General features: G+C 40.0%; 18 protein-coding genes and 1 pseudogene. 12 read left to right on the top strand and 7 right to left on the bottom strand.

Going from position 1 to position 22,976, the window contains the following annotated elements:
• The first annotated feature begins 3 nt into the window (after positions 1-3).
• From UYI_RS0123560 to UYI_RS0123520, 9 genes are all read left to right on the top strand, one after another.
• Positions 4-1,416: a hypothetical protein gene (locus UYI_RS0123560; RefSeq protein WP_016869137.1), complete on the top strand. Its 1,413-nt coding sequence runs from the start codon at positions 4-6 to the stop codon at positions 1,414-1,416.
• Positions 1,417-1,558: 142 nt separating this feature from the next.
• Positions 1,559-3,346, top strand: a complete 1,788-nt coding sequence (locus UYI_RS0123555) for a type IV secretory system conjugative DNA transfer family protein (protein WP_016869136.1) — start codon at positions 1,559-1,561, stop codon at positions 3,344-3,346.
• A gap of 86 nt (positions 3,347-3,432) precedes the next feature.
• On the top strand, positions 3,433-5,943 hold the full coding sequence (locus UYI_RS0123550) for a hypothetical protein (RefSeq protein ID WP_016869135.1): 2,511 nt from the start codon (positions 3,433-3,435) through the stop codon (positions 5,941-5,943).
• Positions 5,944-6,244: 301 nt separating this feature from the next.
• A complete protein-coding gene (locus UYI_RS0123545) occupies positions 6,245-7,051 on the top strand; it encodes a hypothetical protein (protein WP_016869134.1) in 807 nt (268 codons plus the stop codon).
• 4 nt (positions 7,052-7,055) lie between these two features.
• Positions 7,056-7,256 carry a hypothetical protein gene (locus UYI_RS0123540; protein ID WP_016869133.1) on the top strand — a complete coding sequence of 67 codons (201 nt, stop codon included), beginning with the start codon at positions 7,056-7,058 and terminating at the stop codon, positions 7,254-7,256.
• Between the two features lie 73 nt (positions 7,257-7,329).
• Positions 7,330-8,748: a DUF6884 domain-containing protein gene (locus tag UYI_RS0123535; RefSeq protein ID WP_016869132.1), complete on the top strand. Its 1,419-nt coding sequence runs from the start codon at positions 7,330-7,332 to the stop codon at positions 8,746-8,748.
• Between the two features lie 28 nt (positions 8,749-8,776).
• Positions 8,777-9,619, top strand: coding sequence for a hypothetical protein (locus UYI_RS0123530; RefSeq protein WP_016869131.1), 843 nt, complete (start codon positions 8,777-8,779; stop codon positions 9,617-9,619).
• A gap of 364 nt (positions 9,620-9,983) precedes the next feature.
• Positions 9,984-10,439, top strand: coding sequence for a hypothetical protein (locus UYI_RS0123525; RefSeq protein ID WP_016869130.1), 456 nt, complete (start codon positions 9,984-9,986; stop codon positions 10,437-10,439).
• Positions 10,440-10,441: 2 nt separating this feature from the next.
• Positions 10,442-11,269, top strand: coding sequence for a hypothetical protein (locus UYI_RS0123520; RefSeq protein ID WP_235148007.1), 828 nt, complete (start codon positions 10,442-10,444; stop codon positions 11,267-11,269).
• 75 nt (positions 11,270-11,344) lie between these two features.
• On the opposite strand, the gene UYI_RS0123515 is transcribed toward UYI_RS0123520, so the two are convergent.
• The 3 genes from UYI_RS0123515 to UYI_RS0123505 form a co-directional block, all read right to left on the bottom strand.
• Positions 11,345-11,758 (bottom strand): Rossmann-fold NAD(P)-binding domain-containing protein, encoded by a 414-nt coding sequence (locus UYI_RS0123515; RefSeq protein WP_016869128.1) that lies wholly within the window; start codon positions 11,756-11,758, stop codon positions 11,345-11,347.
• Between the two features lie 73 nt (positions 11,759-11,831).
• Positions 11,832-12,986, bottom strand: coding sequence for a substrate-binding domain-containing protein (locus UYI_RS0123510; protein WP_016869127.1), 1,155 nt, complete (start codon positions 12,984-12,986; stop codon positions 11,832-11,834).
• 227 nt (positions 12,987-13,213) lie between these two features.
• Positions 13,214-14,386 carry an MFS transporter gene (locus UYI_RS0123505; RefSeq protein ID WP_016869126.1) on the bottom strand — a complete coding sequence of 391 codons (1,173 nt, stop codon included), beginning with the start codon at positions 14,384-14,386 and terminating at the stop codon, positions 13,214-13,216.
• A 119-nt stretch (positions 14,387-14,505) separates the two neighbouring features.
• Between UYI_RS0123505 and UYI_RS0123500 the strand changes: the two genes are divergently transcribed.
• Positions 14,506-15,450, top strand: coding sequence for an arsenic resistance protein (locus tag UYI_RS0123500; RefSeq protein ID WP_016869125.1), 945 nt, complete (start codon positions 14,506-14,508; stop codon positions 15,448-15,450).
• Between the two features lie 49 nt (positions 15,451-15,499).
• On the opposite strand, the gene modA (UYI_RS0123495) is transcribed toward UYI_RS0123500, so the two are convergent.
• Genes modA (UYI_RS0123495) through modA (UYI_RS0123480) form a run of 4 tightly spaced genes read right to left on the bottom strand, consistent with a single transcriptional unit; the run spans position 15,500 to position 18,855 of the window.
• Complete coding sequence (gene modA / locus UYI_RS0123495; RefSeq protein WP_016869124.1) at positions 15,500-16,282, bottom strand: molybdate ABC transporter substrate-binding protein; 783 nt, start codon at positions 16,280-16,282, stop codon at positions 15,500-15,502.
• Positions 16,283-16,299: 17 nt separating this feature from the next.
• Positions 16,300-17,367: a sulfate/molybdate ABC transporter ATP-binding protein gene (locus tag UYI_RS39205; protein ID WP_016869123.1), complete on the bottom strand. Its 1,068-nt coding sequence runs from the start codon at positions 17,365-17,367 to the stop codon at positions 16,300-16,302.
• 34 nt (positions 17,368-17,401) lie between these two features.
• Positions 17,402-18,043, bottom strand: a complete 642-nt coding sequence (modB, locus tag UYI_RS39200; RefSeq protein WP_016869122.1) for a molybdate ABC transporter permease subunit — start codon at positions 18,041-18,043, stop codon at positions 17,402-17,404.
• Positions 18,043-18,855 carry a molybdate ABC transporter substrate-binding protein gene (gene modA / locus UYI_RS0123480; RefSeq protein WP_016869120.1) on the bottom strand — a complete coding sequence of 271 codons (813 nt, stop codon included), beginning with the start codon at positions 18,853-18,855 and terminating at the stop codon, positions 18,043-18,045. The genes modB and modA (UYI_RS0123480) overlap by 1 nt, the downstream gene beginning before the upstream one ends.
• Before the next feature lie 816 nt (positions 18,856-19,671).
• Between modA (UYI_RS0123480) and UYI_RS0123470 the strand changes: the two genes are divergently transcribed.
• The gene (locus tag UYI_RS0123470) at positions 19,672-22,392 is read left to right on the top strand and encodes a DEAD/DEAH box helicase (protein WP_016869117.1); all 2,721 of its coding nucleotides are present in this window, start codon (positions 19,672-19,674) and stop codon (positions 22,390-22,392) included.
• A gap of 100 nt (positions 22,393-22,492) precedes the next feature.
• Positions 22,493-22,976, top strand: a pseudogene (locus tag UYI_RS0123465) (hypothetical protein); the annotation flags it as partial.

Below are 22,976 nucleotides of genomic sequence, written 5' to 3'. Positions count from 1 at the left end.
GTGATGTATAACGAACATCTGGCCACTAACAACCAAATTTTAGATACTACAGCAGAGGTCACTGCGATTGTACCAGTGAGAGCTGCAAGCCAGGAAAGCACTCACAACAAAACCAACCGAGGGCTTGAGTATCGGATGGAAAAATTTAATAAATTACGCTACCTAATGGTTGCAGGACTTATTGCTGGACTTGCTCTACATGGGTTAATCCGATATGGAGGTAGCTATAATATCGGCAGTCTCTTATTCGGCGATAAAGCTGTAGCTCAAACAGTTTCATCGAAGTATTCAAATTTGAACACTTCGATAGATAAGACAAAACAAACCAAACAACCACAGCCCGTTGCAACTAAATATGTCAATGGCGCACCTACTCCCGATTGGAGCAGTATCACGTTCAGAAACATGAAATTTGGCGGTGCTGGCAGTGTCGAATTCCCTAATATCAAAAACCCTGGTATGAAGGAGACACGCACCTGGAGTGCTGGGCAAAGCCTTGCTGAAGTCATGGAACTGGGTGATTTTGAAGCAACTGAGTTCAATATTGAAGATTTCACCCTTGAAGATATCGCTGACATCACGGGCATTCAACTCAAAAATCTCAAACTGTCAGATTTTGAAACACTCGATTGGCAAACACTTGAAGACCTCGCCGAAGCAATTCCTAATTTAGAAGATTCAGAAGTCGGAGCCATCCCACCAATTGAAGAACTAGTAACCAAAGTAACGGGCAGCACCGCAGGCTACCAAACTGTTGGTGAGGTGCTGGACAATTATCCCCAACTGGGAGAAGTGGAACTTGGTGAGTATGTCAAACTTGATAAATATAAACTAACCAGCATCCCTGGTATTCAGGATGCACAGCTAAAAGACTTTACTAACTGGCAAAACACAACAATTGGTAAGGTTCCGGGATTAGCTGATGTACCGTTCGATCGGTTCCCCAGTGTTCCCATCCCCGATGTTAGCTTTATCGGCAAAGTAGACTTACCCCTCGGTTCCCTTGAAAGTGGACGTTGGAAGTCAATAAGTGGTAGTTACCAAGCTGGGTTTAATGTCCCGTGCGAGAAAACCTGTGGTCACATCGAAGTTTCGGGAAGCGATATTGTGACTGGCGCACAATGGATGTCCGGCAAAGACCAAAAAGTTAAAGGCGGATTTGGCATCTTGGGCAGCCTCAACGGTGGAAAAGAACCTACAGGTCGCCACCCCTTTGGGAAATCATTTAAACAAGTCATCTGGGATATTAACGAAGCGGACGGCAGTATCACCACCGCGATGTTCTTCCGTATCTGCAAGCGGGGATGGGTTGATTTGGGTTGCTCGCCTTACTTCATTGGCCCAGTTCCCTTCTTCACCTACCGCGAGATAGACCCAATTATCCTTGGTACACCCCTCACCGTACCTAAAAATTAACAAGTAAAAAGGCAATCATAGAAGAATTTATCCTCTTTAACTTTTGACTTGAGAGGACACACCAAATAACTAATGAAGAAATATGCAACTTCACTTCACCGCATATTTCTTCGATTTCCTCATACAATTAATACAGATTAATATGAATAATTATCTGTTTGCAACTGCTACAACTAAGACAGTTAGAGAAGTAAAAGCTGCTCATAAAAATAGCAATACTGACTTTAGTAAGTATACAGATAAGTTCATGTCACCTCAAGGTTTGGCACTGGCCGGGGGAATTGGCTTATTATTGCTTTTACAGCTTTTTAGTAATGGTAAAAAAGGCAAGCTTGCTACTAGCTATTGGGGTGGAGCAAAGGAAACCGCCCAAGCTAAGAAAAAAGCCCTCAAGCAAATCGTCGCTCCTAAATGTGATAGTGCCAGTTTATATATTGGAGTACACAAATACAAGGGTCAAAAACTACCCAAGGGGGGTGGCGGAGTTCCAGTTTATGTACCCGATGTCCAACGGGGAACTGCTGTAATTGGCGCACCTGGTAGTGGTAAATCATTCTCGGCTATCAACCCGATGATTTACTCTGCAATTGACCAAGGTTTTGGTATAGTATTATACGATTTTAAGTATGCCAGTCAAGCCAAAATCGCCAGTTATGCCAAATCTAAGGGGTATGACGTACATATCTTTGCACCGGGATTTCCCGAATCAGAGGTATGTAACCCAATCGATTTCTTGCGCGACAGTAGCGATGCTGAAACCGCACGGCAGTTAGCTACGGTAATTAACAAAAACTTCCGCCTGTTAGGTAATGCGTCTGAGGATGCCTTCTTTGGCCCCGCCGGCGACCAGTTGACCCAGGCTATTTTAATGCTAACTAAAGAGTTTGGCGATGCCTCCGGCGGGCATAGCCATCGCGCTGATATTATGACGGCTGCGGCAATACTTTCTAGCGAGAAGATGGTCGAACGCTTGATGGCAGCCGAACTAAACCCTTGGATTAGAATAGCTTTTGGTCAATTATTTAGCTCGGCTGGCTCAGAGAAAACTATAGCGGGTATTGCTGGTAGTGCTTCATTGATGTTCACTCGGTTCATGGCAAGGGGTACATTAGGATGCTTTGTCGGTAAAACAACCTTGCCCCTGGAGGTAAAACGCAAACAGATGATTATCTTCGGGTTAGACCGCGAACGCCGCGATGCTGTCAGCCCCCTAATGACCAGTATTCTTCACATGGTAGTTTCCCGCAGTATTGCCAAAAAACGCAAGGAAGACGGCCCATTAGTGGTGTGTCTTGACGAGTTGCCAAGTATCTTCCTTCCAGATTTATTTAGATGGCTTAACGAATCTCGTTCCGAAGGATTCTGCGGTATCCTGGGTTGGCAAAATATGGGTCAGCTTGAAAAGATTTATGGTAAAGAAATCTCTAAAGCTATCCTTGGCGCGTGCGGTACAAAATTTGTTTTTAATCCTGGTGAAGAAGAATCAGCACGATTATTTTCTGCATATTTAGGTGAAGAGGAAATTAAATATAAACAAAAATCTCGCTCAACGGGAGGGGGTAAAGCCAGCACATCTATCAGCGAACAAGAACGGACTCGCAAGCTATTCGAGCCAGCCCAATTCCTCAAATTACCACCTGGTAAATGTCTATTTATCAACCCAGCTTATAGTAATAAAAATGAGGGTTCAGTACCACTATTAAAAAACATCAAAATACCCAAATATATCATTGGATTAGAACAAGACAATGACGCTCGCTGGGATAAACTCATCAAAGAGCTTGCTAGGAAAAGTACCCAGAAAAAACCCACACAGGAAGATTTAGATTTACGAGTCAAGGAAGTAGATCGGAAGTTCCCTATCCCACAAGCACCCGTACAAGCGGGCAATGCACCTTTGCCTGTTGATGCGTACAAGAGCTTTTTCTGAAAACTTTAAGTTTAATGACCAACTGGTTTTTATAAAGCACAGTCAGACTGTTTGAATTTATAGATTATTTTCACCACATTTAATATATGTTTGACTCTAGGCACACTCAAATTAATGAATCATATTTAAGTACAGCCGATACTGCAATTCAAACAAGCCGAGAATTAAGTAAAAGCCTCATCAATGTACTTACTAAGATAACTAAAGTAATTCTCGAAAAACTCAAAGAAGCTCAAGAAGCAAGTAAAATTGCAGTTGAAGTTGGCAAAGATATCTACAATCTTGTACCTGATGAATCTACCCCTGGTGCATATAAATGGGAAAAGGTAGATTTAACCAGCCAAAGTATAAAAAGCAATCAAGAAACTAATATTGTGTTAATGCCCGATTTATTGATAGAAGGTCAATACACAATAGAAACTGAACCTTTTACTGACTATCAAGCACAAACAATTGCTGCAAGATTAGTAGAGGATGTACCCAATTTCAATAGTGATTATCAGCAAACAAGTGATAATACTCTGAAAATTACAGCTTATCTAGAGTCAGATGGTTCAGAAAAACAAATCGTTATCTACGAACAAAATAGCGAAGGTAAATGTACAACTAATCTGATCACTGAAATACTTACTCCAGATGAAATAATAGATGTGGCAAGTGAACCATTAGTTAAGCTACTATCTCCATCTGCTGACACTATTAACAATCATAAAGATACAAAAGAGTTATTATTTGATAATGGAAACTCAGATGTCACAGAAGTAACTCCACCAGTAAATAATTTATCAGTAACACTGAACGAGGATAATCAACCATTAAATTCTGAAATTGTAACCACACCAGTTAAGTTGTGTTACGAAGAAGAGGAAGCTGCGGTAGGTTTTCTAGATGATATCGATATTAGTAATCCACCCGACTTTGACTCCCCACCAGATATAGATTATTATCAATCTCCTGTAGTCAAAAACTATTCTGAAGCAGTAGAGCAGACACTTAGCGAACAATCTGAAACAAACATTCAAGCAGTCGAATCAAATACTTCACAGCAATTCATAGAAGATGAAAACAGCGAAAACAGTTCGTCTATAAATCAAGAAATCAACTTATCTGTTGAAATAGAGGTAGATAACAGGTTTGAAGATGATGTCGTCAATAATCTTCAAGAAGAAATCGCACAGTCCGAAGAAACTATTCAAATTCGACGGATAGTTACTAGTAACTATCAATCTCAAAATCAAGCTGAAGAGGAGGTAAATAAAAATGTAACTCCCAATCATTTTTTTGCACAAGAGCCAGAGGAACAAGCAACTAATAATCGAAAAAAATATGCAACTGAATTTACCTATCAAGAAGTAGCTAATTCTCAAGATGTAGAGCCAGCAGCACAACAGTGGGCGCGTCAGGTTGAAGTACCTATTTATCAAATTAATGATAAACAAGCGCGAGAGGAACGTTACAAGGGGGAAAATAAAGACATTGCTGAAACTGCGATCGCAATGTTAAAAAAATACGGCACTCTTGAACAAGATGGTTCACGTATTTACCGTAGCGATACATATGTGATTCGCCAACAGGCAGACACTCTTAGCATTCACCGCCGCAGTGATGAATTATTTGGGTGGGAGAACTCTTTGATGGATTTTAAACTCAACAAAAAAGAGGAACCCAAAATCACGAAAAAGCCTACAGAGATGTTACCTGTTGAACGTCAGGAGTTTCTCATTGTGGCAGAATACTTAGGCGACAATGGCAAGCTACCTGACCTCAACACTGCCGATATCCGTGATGTAGCAAACAGCTTGGGAAGTCTTGCACCTGCCGGCACGATTAAAACGCTGGAAGTATTTAAACAAAATGAGATGTTGCACACCCTGAATAATGTCCTCATCCAGGCTGATAAGGAAGAACTTACAATAGGTGAATTTACCATCAAGCGATCGCGCAACCCCGAAAAAAATCGAGCCAGCTTGCAATTATTTAAAACTACTGAAGAAAAAAGTACTCAGGAACTTGTCCGGTTTGACCTAACTAAAACCGAAGCTGGCATTACCAAAGAAGTCAGCAAGATGAACATCTCTGAGTACGATATCAACCAAATTAAGTTTATTGCCCAAAACGCCAGCAAACTCAACTTGGAACAAATCTTTGGTAACGAACAATCTACTTCCACAAACGCAGATACACCCAAAAAACGAGTAATACAAGCAGTTGGCGATTTGCCTGTCACAGTTCACCCTTACATCGCTGAGGAATGGGCAAATATGGTCAAGCATGGTGGCCCTGACTGGGGAGGGGCAATGAATCAAGGCAATGAAGAAATTCTACAACGGATAAATGAGAACAACGGCAAGTTACCAATTGCCGACCAGCGAGAGATGTACTTCAAGATTATGACCTACAAAGCAACTGAGGCACAAAAGCAAGGAGAAACAGTCGTCGATTTTGTTCCGCTTAAAGATATTATGAATGACTTACAAGTATGGCGAGGAGAAGAAATTCGGCAGCAATATACCCCTACTGAACGCATACCCTCCCCTCAAAAGCAAACTGTCGCTGCTGCTGCACCTAAAACCAAGTCAAGAGAAATTGAACTATAAATTACCCGTCACCAAGTTTGCAAAGTAGCATTGACAATATAAAAACTTGGGTTTAGAAGTTAGGCAAATTTACTTCAGTTGCAAATTTCAAATTCAACAATCTTTTTATTTATTTAAAGGCTCAGTTAATTATTTTAAATAACACAATTTAATTAAAAATTACTACGCAAAGCTCACGCAGATACTCAATGTAGTATTTCAAGCGAAAAATCAAAAAGTGAGCTTAACATCTGAATTAAAAAATAGAAATTCACCTATAAGGGCATGGTTTGACTCTAGACTAAACCAGACAGTTATTAAAATGATTACTAGCCATAATCAACTATTAGAAAATCAAGAAATTATCAGACCAGTTGATGGTGTAGATTTTCCATTGGTAGGAAATGCGATCGCCAAAGCACTTGCTAAGTATCTAGGAAGCATCTATGAAGATAAAAGATGGTTTACTAATTGTCTTGCTCAGGTTGGAGCCAAAGTCCTCAAAATAGAATATGCTTTCGACTATTGCATTACAAATTCAACTTCCCTTGAAGAAGAAGCTCTAAAGTGTATGCTGCTGGGTGCATTAGAGAATTATGCACGTAGCCGTAACATACATGAAATTATTCAACCCTTTCTACAAGGAGAAAAAACCCTTCAACTTGAACCACAATATTTCAAAAAATGGCTTCCTAGTATTCAAGATACATCTCAAATTATTGGTATTTTAGCCGGTACTTGGCAAACTGTAGCTAATCAAGTAAGTGGAAATATCACCTGCAATGCTTCATACCCTTTAAGTGAATATCTTGGAGGTGCTGATTGCCAGATAATCGCTGGAAATACTCTTATTGATGTACGAACAACTGCCAAGAAGCGTCCCTTTTCTTTAGAAAATTTTTACCAACAAATTAGTTATGTTCTGCTTGATAGCAATGACACCTATCGTATCAATCAACTAGTCTGGTTTTACAGTCGTCAACAGTCGGTATTCTTCTATCCTACTAACAAAATATTCCGCGACTTGCGAGCAACAAGGAAAGAATTTAAGAAAATGATTCTTGATAATTATGAAACAAATAGACTAGCAGAACAGAATAAGTGTTTATATCTTCCCCAGGAAGGATAAAAAGATGATTCAAGATTTTCAACTTAACCCTAGCTTCAATATTTACTTTGATGGCAAGGAGTATCACGCCAAGATTCACTTTGATGATGCTTTTGAAACTGAAGCAGAAGAAATTGCAGCAAGTGATATTATAACTCTTGCTACTAAAATCTCTAATCGTTGGCGGCAGTATCTTCTAAGTATTGCAAATAAATACAGAAAGTAATCGAACAATTAGCCCTCTCCAAGCAGAGGGTTAATTTAACGATTAAAATTCAAAATTTGCTTGTTTAAATATTATGAAATTATGTTTCTATCCAGTATTGGGTAAGAGTGATTTTCTCAAAATCAAGGGTGAAAAAATCCCGATTTGGCAGTTGCTTGAATATCAACCTGCGGGCTGGCTATACTCACTCGCTACAAAAGCAGAAATTGTTCCAGATAGTCTGATTATTCATGACTGTGGGTCGTTTAACTACCGTGACCAAGATATTCCTACTCTCAACGGTAAATATGTTGATGCTCATTGGTCTATTCATAGATATCGAGAACGTTCAAAAGTTGGCGATATTATTGTTTGTCCTGACCATTTACTTGTAGGAAAAAATATTAGAGAACGGCAAGAATATAACCTTCAACAAGCAAAAACATTTATCCAACTTGCTAAAAGTTATCTTCCTAATAGAATCCCCCTAGCAGTCATCCACGGGCAGTCTCTTAGTGAACGCCTTGAAGTAGCTAAATATCTTCTGGGACTAGGATACCGCCATCTCGGTATCGGTGGGCTTGTTTCCCAGGCGAGGGAGTATTCAACTAACTTGCACATTATCAAAACAATCACTGAGGTTGTGCGTTCACGAAGTCACTCGGAACGAGTATCGCCGTTCGCGAAGCGTGTCCGACAGGACAAGGCGAGCGTTTCGCGATCGCACAGCGACTCCACAGGAGTATCGCACGAGCCAAATGTTCATCTACACGTTTTTGGACTATGTTCGCCCCAGTATGCCAAAGCTTTTACTCAGATGGGATTATCCTTTGATGGTTCAACTTTTATCCGAGAAGGGCTAGGCGGTGGGATGTTCGTCAGTCATGAGGAAAAATTAATTCGGATGCCAGCCTACTGCACGCCAAAGTGCAACTGTCATGTTTGCAGGGTTCTCCACCGACATAGGATTGACCCTCGGCTAACAAACAAAGGACGGACGCCTACTATGGGAAGAATCGTCCACAACCTCAATCTGGCGATCGGCACTTACAGAAAATTCATTCCCAAGGAAAAAATCTACCTGGTTGCTGGATGTGGCAAGCAGCTTCCTTACTCTGCTGCCGCCAAAGACTTATATTGTTCGCAGCACTTTCAAGCTTGCCGTCGCTACGTAGAAGAAAAAGAATCAAGATGGTATATCCTGTCACCTTTACATCAAGTTCTTAACCCAGAAACAATCATCAAGCCCTACGATAAATCCCCCTATTCCTTATCACATCAGGAACGTATACTATGGGCGCAACAAGTAGCAGAAAAACTCATACAAGTTGCGCCTTTGGAAATAGAGTTTGTATTCTTGACGGGCAAGCTTTACAGACAGGAGGTAACACCCATTTTACAAGCGAAGGGATACGATACAAAAGTACCCATGCAGCACCTAGCCATTGGACAGCAACTTGCTTGGATAAAGAAGAAACTGGAGCAAGAAAAACAGCTTGTTTTGAATATTTGACCCAGCAGTAATAACACCAAAATAATTTATGGAGACTACAAAGCGAGTAATTAATATAAGTGGAAAATTCGGTAGTTGGACTGTATTAGAAAAACAAGGAAAGCAAGTATTATGTCAGTGTGATTGTGGAATTCAAAAACTTGTCTACAGTCACACTCTCACCAATGGTCGCTCTACTAACTGTGGTTGTAAGAAAAGAAAAGAATCTATCCCAGTTGGTGCAAATTTTGGGAGACTAACAGTGATATCTGATGTAGAAGTTAAGGGGAAAAGAGGTGAACTACTCCTCCTTACCTTATGCAGATGCGGAACCCAAAAATATGTTAGTAAAAATAGCTTAAAAAGAGGGCTTACGCAAAGTTGCGGATGTTTGCAACGGGACAGCCTCAAGACCGATAAAACTATCCACGGTCACTGCAAAAGCCACGAGTATAACTCCTGGTTACACATCAAGCGCATCTGCTATAACAAGAACCACCATCAGTACAAATATCATGGCGGGTGCGGAATTGAAGTTGATGCATCCTGGCGTGATAACTTTACCCAATTTCTAAAAGATATGGGATTAGCACCGGAAGGAACAGTTATATCTCGTATTGATCAAGAGAGTGACTTTGCCCCTGGTAATTGTCTGTGGATACCCAGAAAAGAACATTATCGTCAAATACATGTATTAAGAAGAAAAGAATTCTTTATTTCTCAAACTTTACCTAAACCAGTCGTTAGCAATAGTGAGATTAATGTTTCACCAAACATTGTTCGAGCAATCATCAAAGATCATGCAAATGGTGAAGCCAACATGAATAAACTTGCTACACAATATAAAATTAGCACTCAAGACGCAATAAATATTATCCTTCACCACGTTTAACTATCAATTTATTTTTAATAAAAGTGCGCCATCGAATTAAAAAGGCGCACTTTTTATTTTATAGCAAGCATTTAGTTTTAAAAAGCACATCAAATTGATAGTAGATTAATTACCACAATTGTTACACACATCAGCAAGGTAGACATTGATGATTAGTAATTTAGGAAATAATCACTAATATCTAAAGTGTTGTAGCTGAGTATAAAGTTTACTGCAATGAATAATATTTGCAATTTGAAACCACGTATCCATACAAATACGAAATCATTGTTCAGTAGACAAAGTAACTAAACTTTCTACCACAGACGAAGTTATCAATTAGCTGAACAAGCAAAGCCTCAAGTCAAAATTATAAAACTTGCACATGATAATACACAACGGCTCTTATATCTGGTTTCATGCAGGACAAACTGCTAGATGGGGAACTATAAATGCGATTAAAGCATTGCCATACCTAATGATTGCATACCAAATCGACGGACAATGGTACAGTGACCCCTATTTTTCACAATCTAAAAATTTAGAAGATAAACCAGTAATCCCTATAAGTTCAGCAATTATTCATATACCAAAAATAACAGTTGAGTTACAACCAATTGTTCAATTATGTGCTGGATTTAGGAACAAAAGAATTCATAGTCTTTGGGTAGTTAATGCTCCCGCTCAGGTATTGAAACATATATTAGAGTGCAGCCAATGGGACAGTATATCACTCAAGCAACTACTAGCAACTTTGCACGAATTAATTCTTTATGGCTATGAAGTCAAAATACTTCCCGCCAAAAAGGAAACCATATCCCCTATCGAATGGATGGAATAATAATGACTAATAGCAACCAACAACTCACACTTTACTATCCTTGTGTAGTTCAGATTTTAGATCAGTTTGTACAGACAATATCAGTTGAGTTTTGGATACAGAATCCAATAAACGAAAAATGGAATTTGTTACCATGTAAAAATGGTGATAGCAGCATATCAGGTTACACACATGCGATAGCACCACGTATAATGGCTTATCCCAATGAAGAATATCCGTCAATAGAAGCATTTTTACAAGCGAAAAAAGAAGAAGGTGTAGACTATCCCATTCGACATAAAAGAACTTATCTTACAGTTAAGGGTGCTGCATCTCACAAACTATTCTGGGCATGGAAAAATCCTCAGACTAATAAAATTGAACGTATCCATTGGCATCCTTTAGCTATAAAAGAAAAGACAAGTGAAGATGACCAAACTGACTACTCAAATATAACTCCAGTCAAGATTGTAAATGGAAAATTAATCACACTTGAAAAGGACAATTTACCATCAAATAGAGCAGCTTTTTCAGAGTTTATTGCAGACAGAGAAGAAAACCTCCGCCTTGCACTTGAAGCCATGAAATCACCCAATCCTGATGCCGCACTCGAACTACTGGCCATTATGGAAGAAATATCCAAAGACTGCTTCTACGCCAGTTGGATTATGGGCAATGGATACAATTTAGAATTAATTCTTAAATCATGGGACGGCACTAGTAACGTCAGCTACGGTAGTGGGGAAATCACACATCAACAATTAGCACTAATGCGCGTTCTTTGTGAATTATCTCAAGGTTGGTGGTTTTGGGATGAAGATAACGATACTGGCGTAATTTTCCAAAGTTAAAGTTACAGGGGAATCGCCTGATTATTTAGGCTGGGAGTAGTGCGATCGCTGTCAAAATTTATTGGTGGCTTAAACTTACAATTCCATATCGCTGTTCTGAATAGGAAAAAACTGATATTGCTTTTGCTGTGCAGCAACTATTTCTGACGGAGTATTAAATACAGTAGCCTTTGTACCAAGTTTGAGTTCTTGGTATAAAGGCACACCATCACCATCATTATCGCTGAGAAGAATCTTGGTCATGATATGAGCAGGGGCAACTTGCGCGAGGCGATTAACTACATTAGCAACAAACTCGTTAGATGCTTCGCAGCCATTAAGGTATCGAATCAAAGCATCAGCAGTAGCCTCAGTCATCTTAGCTGGATTTTTTACCCCCGCTTCCAGAATAAAGTCATCGTAAATAGCTGTCTCGCTATCAGTAAAATTTTCTTTGGAAGCTTGCTGGATAATTAATTCAGCCTGCTGTTGTTGATTTAAATTTGTCATAGTGGTTTTTCAATATTGACACCAAACACCAATACTCACCAGCAGTTCAAGCGAATGTAGAAAATTTATCTTACTAATTGTGCTTACCATTAGTAGCAGCCTCTACTGTGGCTACAACCTCGCCAGTCAAGTTGGTATCATAACCACCGAGTGCTTGCAGCTGTGAAATCACCTGTCGATGTCCCAAAGTACTGAGTAGTTGTTGTACAGGTGCTTCTTCCAAATATTGCTTGAGAATTACCAAGTCGTATCGTGACTGATGTAAGGGAATAAATTCTAGTCCAAAAGCAGTAGCGATAGATGCTGAACTCACACCTGCATCTGCTTTTCCTGTAGCTACAGCTAATGCTACATCTTGATGACCATTGACGATGTGATCAAATCCTTGTACAGCAGTAAAAGATATTTTTTCCTCTTGAAGCTTCCTCTCTAGTAACTCCCGGCTACCAGAACCCTGTTCGCGGTTAACTATCGTCACTCCGGGTTGTGCTAAGTCAGCAATGGTTTTTAATTGCTTGGGATTCCCCTGTTGTACTAAAAGTCCTTCTTCCCAAACACCAAGGTTAATCAGCACTGCTGCTTTATCTTTTAATACACGATGCACAAAAGGCGTATTATGCTCCCCTGTCTGCGGACAGTATAGGTGCATCCCCGCAATGTGAACTTCACCCCGGTATAAGCGTTCTAAGGCGATCATACTGTTAGCGAAAGTCAGGTGTACCCGTAATTCTGGATGCCAGCGTTCGGCGGCTCTTGCCCATAGAGAGAGTGCAGGGGAGCAACCAGCCAAAACTACGGTGTTGTACAACTTTTTGGGGTCATCTAAAAGTTTGACCAGAACAGTATCCATTAAAGACAAGCGATTTGCTGCACCATCAGCAGGAATCATCTCAGTCCGAAAGGCATCTTTGCCAATCAGAGGATGTGCCACCCATTGTCCCCCTACCCGTGCCAAAATTACGCGCAAGTCCTGTCCTACTGGTAAGTTTTGAGCAGGCACAGCTGCCATTTCTGGTAAATCTTCCTCTAACCAAAACAGGTCTTCGACGTGACAGCCAAGAGCTTTCGCCAAACGTAAGGAAATTGTGGTTGAGGGAGCATATTGTCCTGACTCTACGCCGCTAATAGTTTGACGAGTCACCCCAGCTAAGTTAGCCAAATCCTGCTGGTTCATCCCCAAGCGGGTTCTAATTTGTTTTAAGTTATTACGAAGAACTTCTTGTTTCACCACATCTTGGTTATTGTCTTTTTGAAATTATATAATCAGGGTAAATCAAACTAGTATTTTAGGTAAAATTTCGATTTTTAGTCGAGTTAACGAAAGCAATACTCTAGGGGAGTCGCTACGCGATCGCTGATTCTGATTCCCAATTTATACTAGCGATCGCAGTACCAATGCAATACTAAAAAACCACAATCATGGTTAGATTTTATACGAAAATATTAGCAATGATTTTAATTTCTCGATCCACTCCTATTAACAAACAGCAGAATCGGAATAGCAGCAAGCTGAATGATCGCTGAGAAAAGAATTAGAGTATTCACTGACCTATCGTATAAAATTCCCATCAAAGCACTACCTAGAAACCAAGATATACCGTAGCCAGTGTTAAATATGCCAAAAGCAGAGCCACGTTTTTCAATTGGTATCATTGCGGCAACTGCGGCTTTTAAAATTGATTCTTGCGCTCCCATGCCTATTCCCCACAACACCATTCCTAATACTGCTAGATTGATGTTGCCGAGAAAGACTAGGGGTGCGAACATGGAAGATAAAACAGCTGCAACAATTAAGATAGATATACCAAAACGGTCAAATAAACGTCCAAATACCAGTGCAGCAATGCCATCTACCCCCATTGCCAAAGCATACAATAAGGGAATTGTATTGCCTGTGGCGAGCGCAGTTGTTTGAAAGTGATAGGCAATTAAGGGGAAATCAGCAAAACCCGCAGCCATAAATGCTACAGCCCCTAAATAAATCCAGAATCTTCGAGGTAGTCCTTTGTCCGCTAATGTAGGGGTTTGGTGTTCAAAATCACGGGGATTTGGGTAAATCCTCTGTCCTACCAAAAGCACAATCATCCCAACTACAGCAGGTACGATCAGAATTGCAAAACCACCTCGATACCCGCCTTGATAATAAACTACAGCCGCTACAGCCAGTGGCCCCATCACTGCACCAATTTGGTCAAGTGCTTCATGTAGCCCAAATCCGAAACCCCCTCCCAGTCTCAAAGCCGCATGGGACAGCAGCGCATCTCTAGGTGGAGTGCGAATTGCTTTGCCTGTGCGTTCACCAATCATCAACAAAGCCGCAACTTGCCAAGTTCCCGCTAAGGCTAAGAGTGGTACAACTGCGGTGTTGAGTGCATAACCAATGGTGGTAATTCGCCAATATTTACGGGTTTGGTCACTGAGATAGCCAATAAAAAGACGAAAACAATAGCCGATTAATTCTCCTAAACCTGCTACTAGTCCAACTACAAAACCACTAGCCCCTAAAACTCCTAAATACGCGCCTGTAATGCTTCTTGCACCCTCATAGGTAGCATCTGCACAAAGGCTAACTATACCTAAGATCACTACAAATTTGAGAGCAGATTTATTAGATGTACCCTGTGCCATAGTTATTACGTTGCTTAAGTGTGCTTATTTTTACGAACAGCCTCTTTACTGGCGAGGTTGTAGCCGTGATTGAGTGATATCTTTTTACTATTAGCTGTAATTAGCTCCAAAGTAGAGTAATGCCATTATTTGATAAGGTGCAGCCATTTTTAGTAATGCTTTCAGTTTTTGTGGGATTGGCATTAGCTCAGATAGGATGGTTTGCGAATATAGCCCCAAAGATAATTGTGCCGTTATTGGCTTTGATGCTGTATGCAACTTTCCTACCAATACCTTTAAAGGGCTTGGGACGGGGGTTACGGAATTTTAAAGTGACATCAACAAGCTTGATCATTAACTTTTTCTGGACTCCTATCTTCACTTGGATTAATGGTTATCTATTTTTGCAAGATAGCCCCGATTTAAGGGTGGGGCTAATTATGTTGATGGTCACACCTTGTACTGATTGGTATCTTGTTTTTACAGGTGTAGCCCGTGGAGATGTGGCTTTAGCAACTGCCCTACTACCACTAAATTTAGTGTTACAAGTTATTTTGCTACCAGTGTATCTATTGCTTTTTGCTGGGACATTGGTAGAAATCAACCTAATTCAACTTTTTGAGAGTTTGTTTTGGGTATTATTTTTACCTTTGTTGGTAGCAACTATTTCCCGACAATTCATCCTCAGATGGCAAGGTGTGGTGGCAAAGATGGCAATATTTCAAGTAATCTGCCTTAATTTAGCGATCGCTACCATCTTCGCTTCACAAGGAAAGGTAGTCATACAGCATCCAGAATTAATATTTCAGCTTTTTATCCCTGTTGTTCTGTTCTTCGTGGTTAATTTTGTCTTAGGTCAATTGATAGGACGTTACTTAAAGTTTTCCTACCAAGAGGTTGCTTGTCTTAGCTGCACTACGTTGGCTCGTAATTCCCCACTGTCTCTAGCAATTGCTGCTTCTGCATTTCCCCATCGTCCTTTAATTACTCTTGTTTTAGTCATTGGCCCCTTGATTGAGTTACCTGTTATGGTTTTAATTTCTCAGCTACTGCTCTTAATGCGACGGCGAGGGCAATGGCAGTAGTAAACTAGGTGTTTATGATTGCATCAAAATTTTTACTTACCGTAGGTGATCAAGAAGCTATACGAAATCCGTATTTTGTAAATATAGTTTTGGCTTGGTTGCTGAATAAAAACTGCACGTAAGCACGAGCCGCATTAGGATTTTGACTATTTTTCACAACCGCGACCGGAAAAATTGCTGGTGAGTGTAGATTTTCGGCTATCATCTCTACGACTTTTACTTTGTCTGATGTTTTAGCATCAGTGACCCAAACTATACCAGCATCGACGTTGCCCGATGCAACATAACCTAAGACTTGACGGACAGTGTTACCAAATACAAGTCTAGATTTGATTTTCTCCGTCATGCCAAGATTTTTGAAGATTTCTTCGGAATATTGACCGATGGGTACACTTTTAGGATTGCCAATGGCAATTCTTTTAACTTGGGATTTTGTCAAGTCTTGTAGGTTAGAAATCCCTTGAGAGGCTTTTGGCACAATCAACACAATGCGGTTAGTTACTAAATTGCGGCGAGTATTATCTAGTAAAAGTCCTTTGGTTTCTAACGCATCCATTTGTTTTGGGGCTGCGGAGATAAAAACATCCACAGACGCGCCACTTTCAATCTGCTGTTGCAAAGCACCAGAAGCACCGAAGTTATAAGTGATATTGGTGTTTGGCTGTTGACGTTGGTATGCTGTTTTGATGTCTTGTAAAGGCTCACGCAAAGCGATCGCAGATGATACCGTTAAAGATACTCTTTGCTGTGCAACTGCTGTTGTTGTGGCAAATGCTAGAGTTGCTAAAAACAACACAATTAGGGTAAAAAAGCGTTTTTTGTTTAATTTCATACACAAGACGCAGTTGTTTATACTTGCATTAAAAATAGATTAAGCGGATCTAACTTGACATACCAAGGGAAAGGGTGGTCTTTGATAGTTGACCATTTTTCCTTGAATACTTCCGCTTGGATGTGGTAATCGTTGGATTGAGTTGCTGGATTATGTAGCTTCAGGTAAAGTGTCATTCTGTGGGGTGTTTCCCTGGTGTGTGCTAACCAACAGGGGAAGGTATTTTCAGCGTTGGGGTCATTGGTAAAGGTGAGATGATGGGCGCGGATTCCCACATAAGCTAATGATTCAGGAATTGACTCGATTACTTTGAGAGTACAGCCCCAGTCCTTGGCTTCTATTTGGGTGGGGGAAATTGCCCTGGTTTGCGAGAAATTTTTACAACCAGTTAGCTGGGCGACAGTATAAGTAGCTGGATGTTGGAAAATGCTTTGTTTACTATCGTAGGCGATCGCCTGCCCTTCAGATATAACTAAAAGTTGTTCACAAATTTCGTAAGCTTCTTCTAAATTATGGGTGACAAATAGCGTTACCCCTTGATAGCTACTCAGTGTCTCAATCAGTTGTTCTTGCAACTGGTGTCGCAGGTAGGTATCAAGAGCCGAAAAAGGTTCATCTAACAACAAGACTTCTGGTTCTACTGCTAAAGCTCTCGCTAAAGCTACGCGCTGCTGTTGTCCGCCAGATAGCTGCTGTGGGTAGCGATTCTCTAGTCCAAAAAGTTGTAACTGGGTAATTTGTTCTGCCAATCGGCACTGACGTTCTGCACCCGACAAATCTTGTAACCCATAGGTAATGTTTTGGGCGACTGTCAAATGCGGAAATAGGGCGTAGTTTTGAAACACAATACCCACACGGCGTGAGCGAATTGGTAGATTAATTCGTTTGGTGGAGTCAAACAAAACCCGTCCGTTAACGACAATGCGACCACGATTAGGAGTCTCTAGCCCCGCGATACAACGTAAAGTCATACTTTTGCCGGAACCAGAACCACCCAATATTCCCAGGACTCGCCCCTCTAGATTAAATTTCACTTCTAGAGGATAACTGGCTAGTTGTTTGTGAATGTCTACTAAAAGTTGCATTCTTAGTTTTGATTATTTTCTCAGTAAAACGCTTTTACCTACGCTGTTCTAGACTACGCGCCCACAACAACAACAGAAATGCCCAAAAGGTCATCACCAGTACCATCAAGTTAGCCTTGCCATACTCTTGGTTCTGCACAGCATCATAAATAGCCAGGGGTAATGTTTGGGTGCGTTCGGGGATGTTTCCTGCCACCATCAATGTGGCACCGAATTCACCTAAAGCTCTGGCGACTGCTAAAATAAAGCCTGCTAAAATTCCCGAACGAGCTAAAGGTAGTGTGACTCGCCACAGCACTTGTATCTCTGAGTCACCGAGAGTACGTGCTGCTGCTTCCAGTTCAGGATTGACATCCACAATTGCGGCTCTAGCTGCTTCTACAATTAGAGGTAACGCGACAATTGCACTAGCGATCGCTGCTGCTTGCCATGTGAATAAAATATCTATACCGAACCATTCTAGTATCGGACTACCACGACCTAATGCTAACAATAGGTAGAAACCGATCACACTGGGAGGTAGTACCAAGGGCAAGTTCAGCACTGTTGATACCACTAGTTCCCCTGGGAAGCGAACACGGGCTAAGAAAATTGCTAGTCCCAGTCCAAAAACTAACAGCAATACTGTAGCTAGGGCTGTGACTTGCAATGACAATATATAAGGAAACCAATCCATTACTTTGCCGCCTCTCCAGGTAAAACAAAGCCATATTTCTTCATTAGTGGTCTGCCTTTTGGACCGTTAACATATTGGGCAAACTGTCTAGCTTGTGTCTGATGCTTGCTCTTTTTGACTACGGCTAACATTTGGTCAATGGGTTTATGTAAATTTTCGGGAATTAATTCCCATTTTCCAGGTCTATTGACGCTTAAAGATAAAGCGACGATACCGACATCAACGTTGCCAGTTTCCACATATTGTTGAGTTTGGCGGATGTTCTCGCCTAGTACCAGTTTCGGCTTGATTACATCCCAGATACCCACTGACTGAAATGCTTCTTTGGCGGCGATACCGTAGGGAGCATGATCCGGATTGGCGATCGCAACTCTTTTATATTCTGGTTTGGTTAACTCTCTAATGTCTTTGGGATTGAGTTTACTGTCTTCTTTTGTCCACACAGTAATTCGTCCCCGTCCATATAAGGCTTTGGTATTGGATACTATTAACCCTTTTTTGTCAAGGTCTTCCACAAATGACTTATTGGCAGCCGCAAATAAATCTACTGGTGCGCCTCGTTCAATCTGTTGAGCCAGTTGTCCTGTAGAACCAAAGTTAAAGGTGACTTTGTTTCCTGTCTCTTTCTCCCATAAAGCACCGATTTCTTTAAACACATAGTTAAGATCCGCCGCCGCAGATACGGTGAGTGTAACTGGCCTTTGAGATAATAGCGTCTGGCTTGCTGGTGCTGGATTGAGGAATAATCCCCAGGATGTGACTAGAACTGCTACTAGGCTTGACAGGAGAAAATACCGTCTTTTGATTTTCATGCAAGTGTTGTTTATGACTAACGGGCTGCTAGTTGATATTGATACATGAATGTAATTTTACATTCTGTAGCAAAGGTAACTAACATTATGACAGAATGCTTGCACAAAAAATCAAGTCTGATTCACCACTTTTGGCTAAGTAAAGGGAAAATCACCCGCATAGATTACAAAGCTAAAGCTTTTATCAAGTTATTGTTTGGCTATATATGGTTAGAGCAAATATACCTACTTAATTGGTATCAACTTGATAACTAAGTTAATATTACTTATTTAGTTGGTATTAAAGCCTTAGCGAAAAACCATATATCAGAGTTAATTGATAAACGCTAACAAGCAGAGGCAATAATTTAAACATTCACTAAAACCCATACTTGAACATAGATTTCAGATAAATCATTGCGTCATAATAGCAAAGAAATAGATAACAACTATGATCGGTTTTGTGGTTATATGTGACTGATAATTAACAAAGGTCTAATATCATATATTTAAAACTTAGCAAAAACCTGTTTTCTAAGAAACTTGCTCTTATATCAAATTTCAAAAATACTGAAATGACGAATTGCTATTCACTAGCGATATTATATCGTTTTTAAAATTTAGCCAAATGAATTTTGCTCCAGTATAAACGCGTTGAGCAAATAATCTAGCAATTCAATAAAGTCTTAATAAACGCCTAACTGCGTTATAACATTGTAACATTGGTTATCACTATAAATTAGCGAAACTAAAATCAGATTCTATAGTTAATAAATAATTAAAACCACTACTTTTGACTAACGCCTACCTGCTAAAACAGCAAGTAGGTAATTTTTTATGAACCAGCCTGAATGGTTAGAAGCAAACAAGCAGGTTTATTCCAAAGAACATGGTGTTATCCATATCGCCGCCATCATTGAGAAAAACCTTTACTTTAAAAAGGGTAGTTTAAACCAAATTATTTTTGACTGGGAGCATGAGGTAAATAGCGGTAATTTATTACCTCTAAACCAAGCACCAACAGGTAAAAGCATTCTCTACCAAGAGGTAGCTGCTATCCTTGATGGATCTGGAAAACTACAAAACTGTGAAGTAATTCCTGCTCAAGAAGCTAAACTTTATCCCATCCCAGATGATATTCACCCTCTAGTTAAACTGGCTTTAAGTAAGTCAGGAATCACCCAACTATACTCTCATCAAGTCAAGGCATGGCAAGCTTACAAAAAAGGAGAAGATATAATTCTCCAAACTCCTACCAGCAGTGGTAAAAGTATCTCTTTTCTCATTCCAATCATTCACGAGTGTCTAAAGGGTAAATCAGCCTTAGTATTCTTTAATTTGAAAGCACTTGCATTTGACCAGGTAGAGAAAATACGTTCCTTTGTTAGCCACTTAGATGAAAATATTCGCCCCCAAATTCTCAATATTAATGGTGATATTCCTCCCCAAGAGCGCAAACAACTTTACAGCAATCAACCCTCAATTTTATGCGTGACTCCTGATGTATGGAACCACGAGCTTAACAACTTTCAATTTGACTCAAATTGGGGATTTAGAGAAACTATCAGAAAACTTTCAATCATTGTCTGTGACGAAATGCATTTTTACCAAGGCATATTTGGTTCGCATTTTGCACTACTTAATCGGCGAACTCAACTCATGATAGAATCTGTCGGCAATGATATTTCAAAATTACAGTACATCTTCGCTTCTGCAACAATTAGTAACAGCAGCGAAATTGCCCAGAAGATATCTAATCGAGAAGAACAAAGTAACCTTGCTATTATTGACCAAAGTGGGGCAAAACGCTCAGAGACTACTTTTATTAGCCTCAAACCACGAAATAATACATTTTACCAAACTGCCCAAGTCGCAGCCATGCTCGTAAGTAAAGGCATAGTCGGGATTTGTTTCTGCGATAGTAGGGAACTAGTTAAGGTTTTAACTAATGCCATACGTAAAGCTTTAATCGAGATGCAACTGCCCCACCTGGGAGAAACCATCTCAGCATTTTATGGGAGCATGAAGGCAAATCAGCGTAACAAAATTATTGCAGATATACAAAGCGGGAAGGTCAAGTTCATTATATCTACAAGTGCTTTGGAGGCGGGTCTAGATATTGGGTCTATTGATGCAACTATCGTACATAGTTACCCCGGCTCAATTCTTGCCTTTCGCCAAAGGGCAGGACGTGCGGGGAGACAGGAAGCAGGACTATTGGTGTTTATTCCGTCAAAAAGGTCGATTATGGATTCTTACTACGCCAATTACCCAGAACGCCTTTTATCTGATCCTCCAGAAATTATCAACTTTAACCACAATTATGAAACAACTTTGGAGCAGCATATTCTCGCTTGTTGCAAAGAAAGTAAACCGACACAAGCTCAAATTGCCCGACATTTTGGTAGTTCTGGTAATGCGATCGCCCGACAGTTAATCGGTGATAATCAACTAATCTTCAGCTACAATCAAAGACTGACAACTAATCGAAACCTCGGTTATGTCCACTCAAAAATTAAAGTTAGAGGCAACACTGACCAAAACATCAGTTATATCAATCAAGATAGCTCAGAAGAGTTTGAGGAAAGTTCGGCATCTTCTGCACTAAGAGAAGTTTACCCTGGTGCTATATATCTTGCTCAAGACTTTGATGGCAACCCCGTACAGTATAAATCACAAGAGCTAAATTTAACCGAAGGGAAAGCCATTCTCAAGCCAATTGAAGCAACCAATTTATTTAGTCGTCCTGAAGGAAGCCTAAATTTCGAGGAAATTAAAATTATCGGGGAAGCCAAAATTATCCATCTTCCCCAAGGGGCTGCTAGATTTACACCTGTTTCAGCCAAAATCAAAGAAGAAATTTATGGCTACAACTTGTACAGGCTGGAACAAAAATGGACTTGCACTAATAACAGATGTCGCAACTTCAATTTAAATTTACCTGGACACTTACAAACTTGCCCTGCTTGTAAAATCCAACTGATTGAACGAGAATTCGTAGAACTATTGGAGGAAAATAAATACGAGGAATCACTTGCTCTTAACTACAATACATTCTGCGTTAGGGTTGAAATTAACGCTGATGCACGAAAATATTTTTCAGTTGTGGTCAAAAATCACAGAAAAGAGATACTTAATAAACAGAAATATATTACCAATGAGGAGAAACAACTATTTGAAAGCAATGAAACCCAAATTTGCGTTCATACTCTCGCTCATCACCTTATACTCAGTTTACCACTTGTCGAACATGGAGCAAACAGTCGAGATATAGATTTCATGTTAGTAGAAGTGCCGTCTAATACTAAAATAGTTGGCTATTTCTTTGATACTTGTGAACATGGTACAGGTATGTGCGATACCCTCATCAAATATTTAGAGACTGCCTTTATTAAAGCAAAGTTTCTAGTCGATAATTGTCCTTGTAAATACGGCTGCTCTTCTTGTACAACAATTCAACGCTGCCCTGATGATAACGAAGCACTGTTTAAATCAGTTGGGCTATCTCTACTAAAGGAAATAATCAATCCAACAGAGACAAGAACTATTAATCAATAGTTAAGATAATCCTATCCAGCTTGGGTAGGATTATTTTTTTAGTAATTCAACCACATACATCGCTTACGCACAAGATTGATGAAAGTTTTGAGAATAAGCGATGTACGTCGAACTATTAGCTGATTCAAATCCAAACCCCAAAAGGTTTCAAATTATTCATGCACCATCATATTTACTTATAGAAACAAATTTTCAAATAGGAGATTTTGTCGAGTCTAACAATATTGATTTTATTATAAATTATGCTGTAAATCTAGGGTATCAGGTGAAAATATCCCATCCTGAAACCCAACAATATAATATATATCCTCTTCCCAAAATCAGTGATGAACTAGCCGATTTGATAATTAATTATCCATCAGACTTAAAACTGCGAACTAATGGGATGGTTTTTGAACAAAGGGCATATTTAATGTCTAAGGTTTACTATGAAGTGTGCCAAAATCTTGAATCAAAAGCTCTTTTAAGAGAAGCTGAGTATTGGCTGATAAATTACGCACGAGAAGTAATTGCCAAACAATGTCATTACTTACCAGATATCCTAATGAAATTAGATAACCCAACTGTGAGAGCAATGGCAATAG

The organism is Fischerella muscicola PCC 7414, from assembly GCF_000317205.1.
GTDB lineage: Bacteria > Cyanobacteriota > Cyanobacteriia > Cyanobacteriales > Nostocaceae > Fischerella > Fischerella muscicola.
This window is presented reverse-complemented; position numbering and strand designations above follow the sequence as displayed.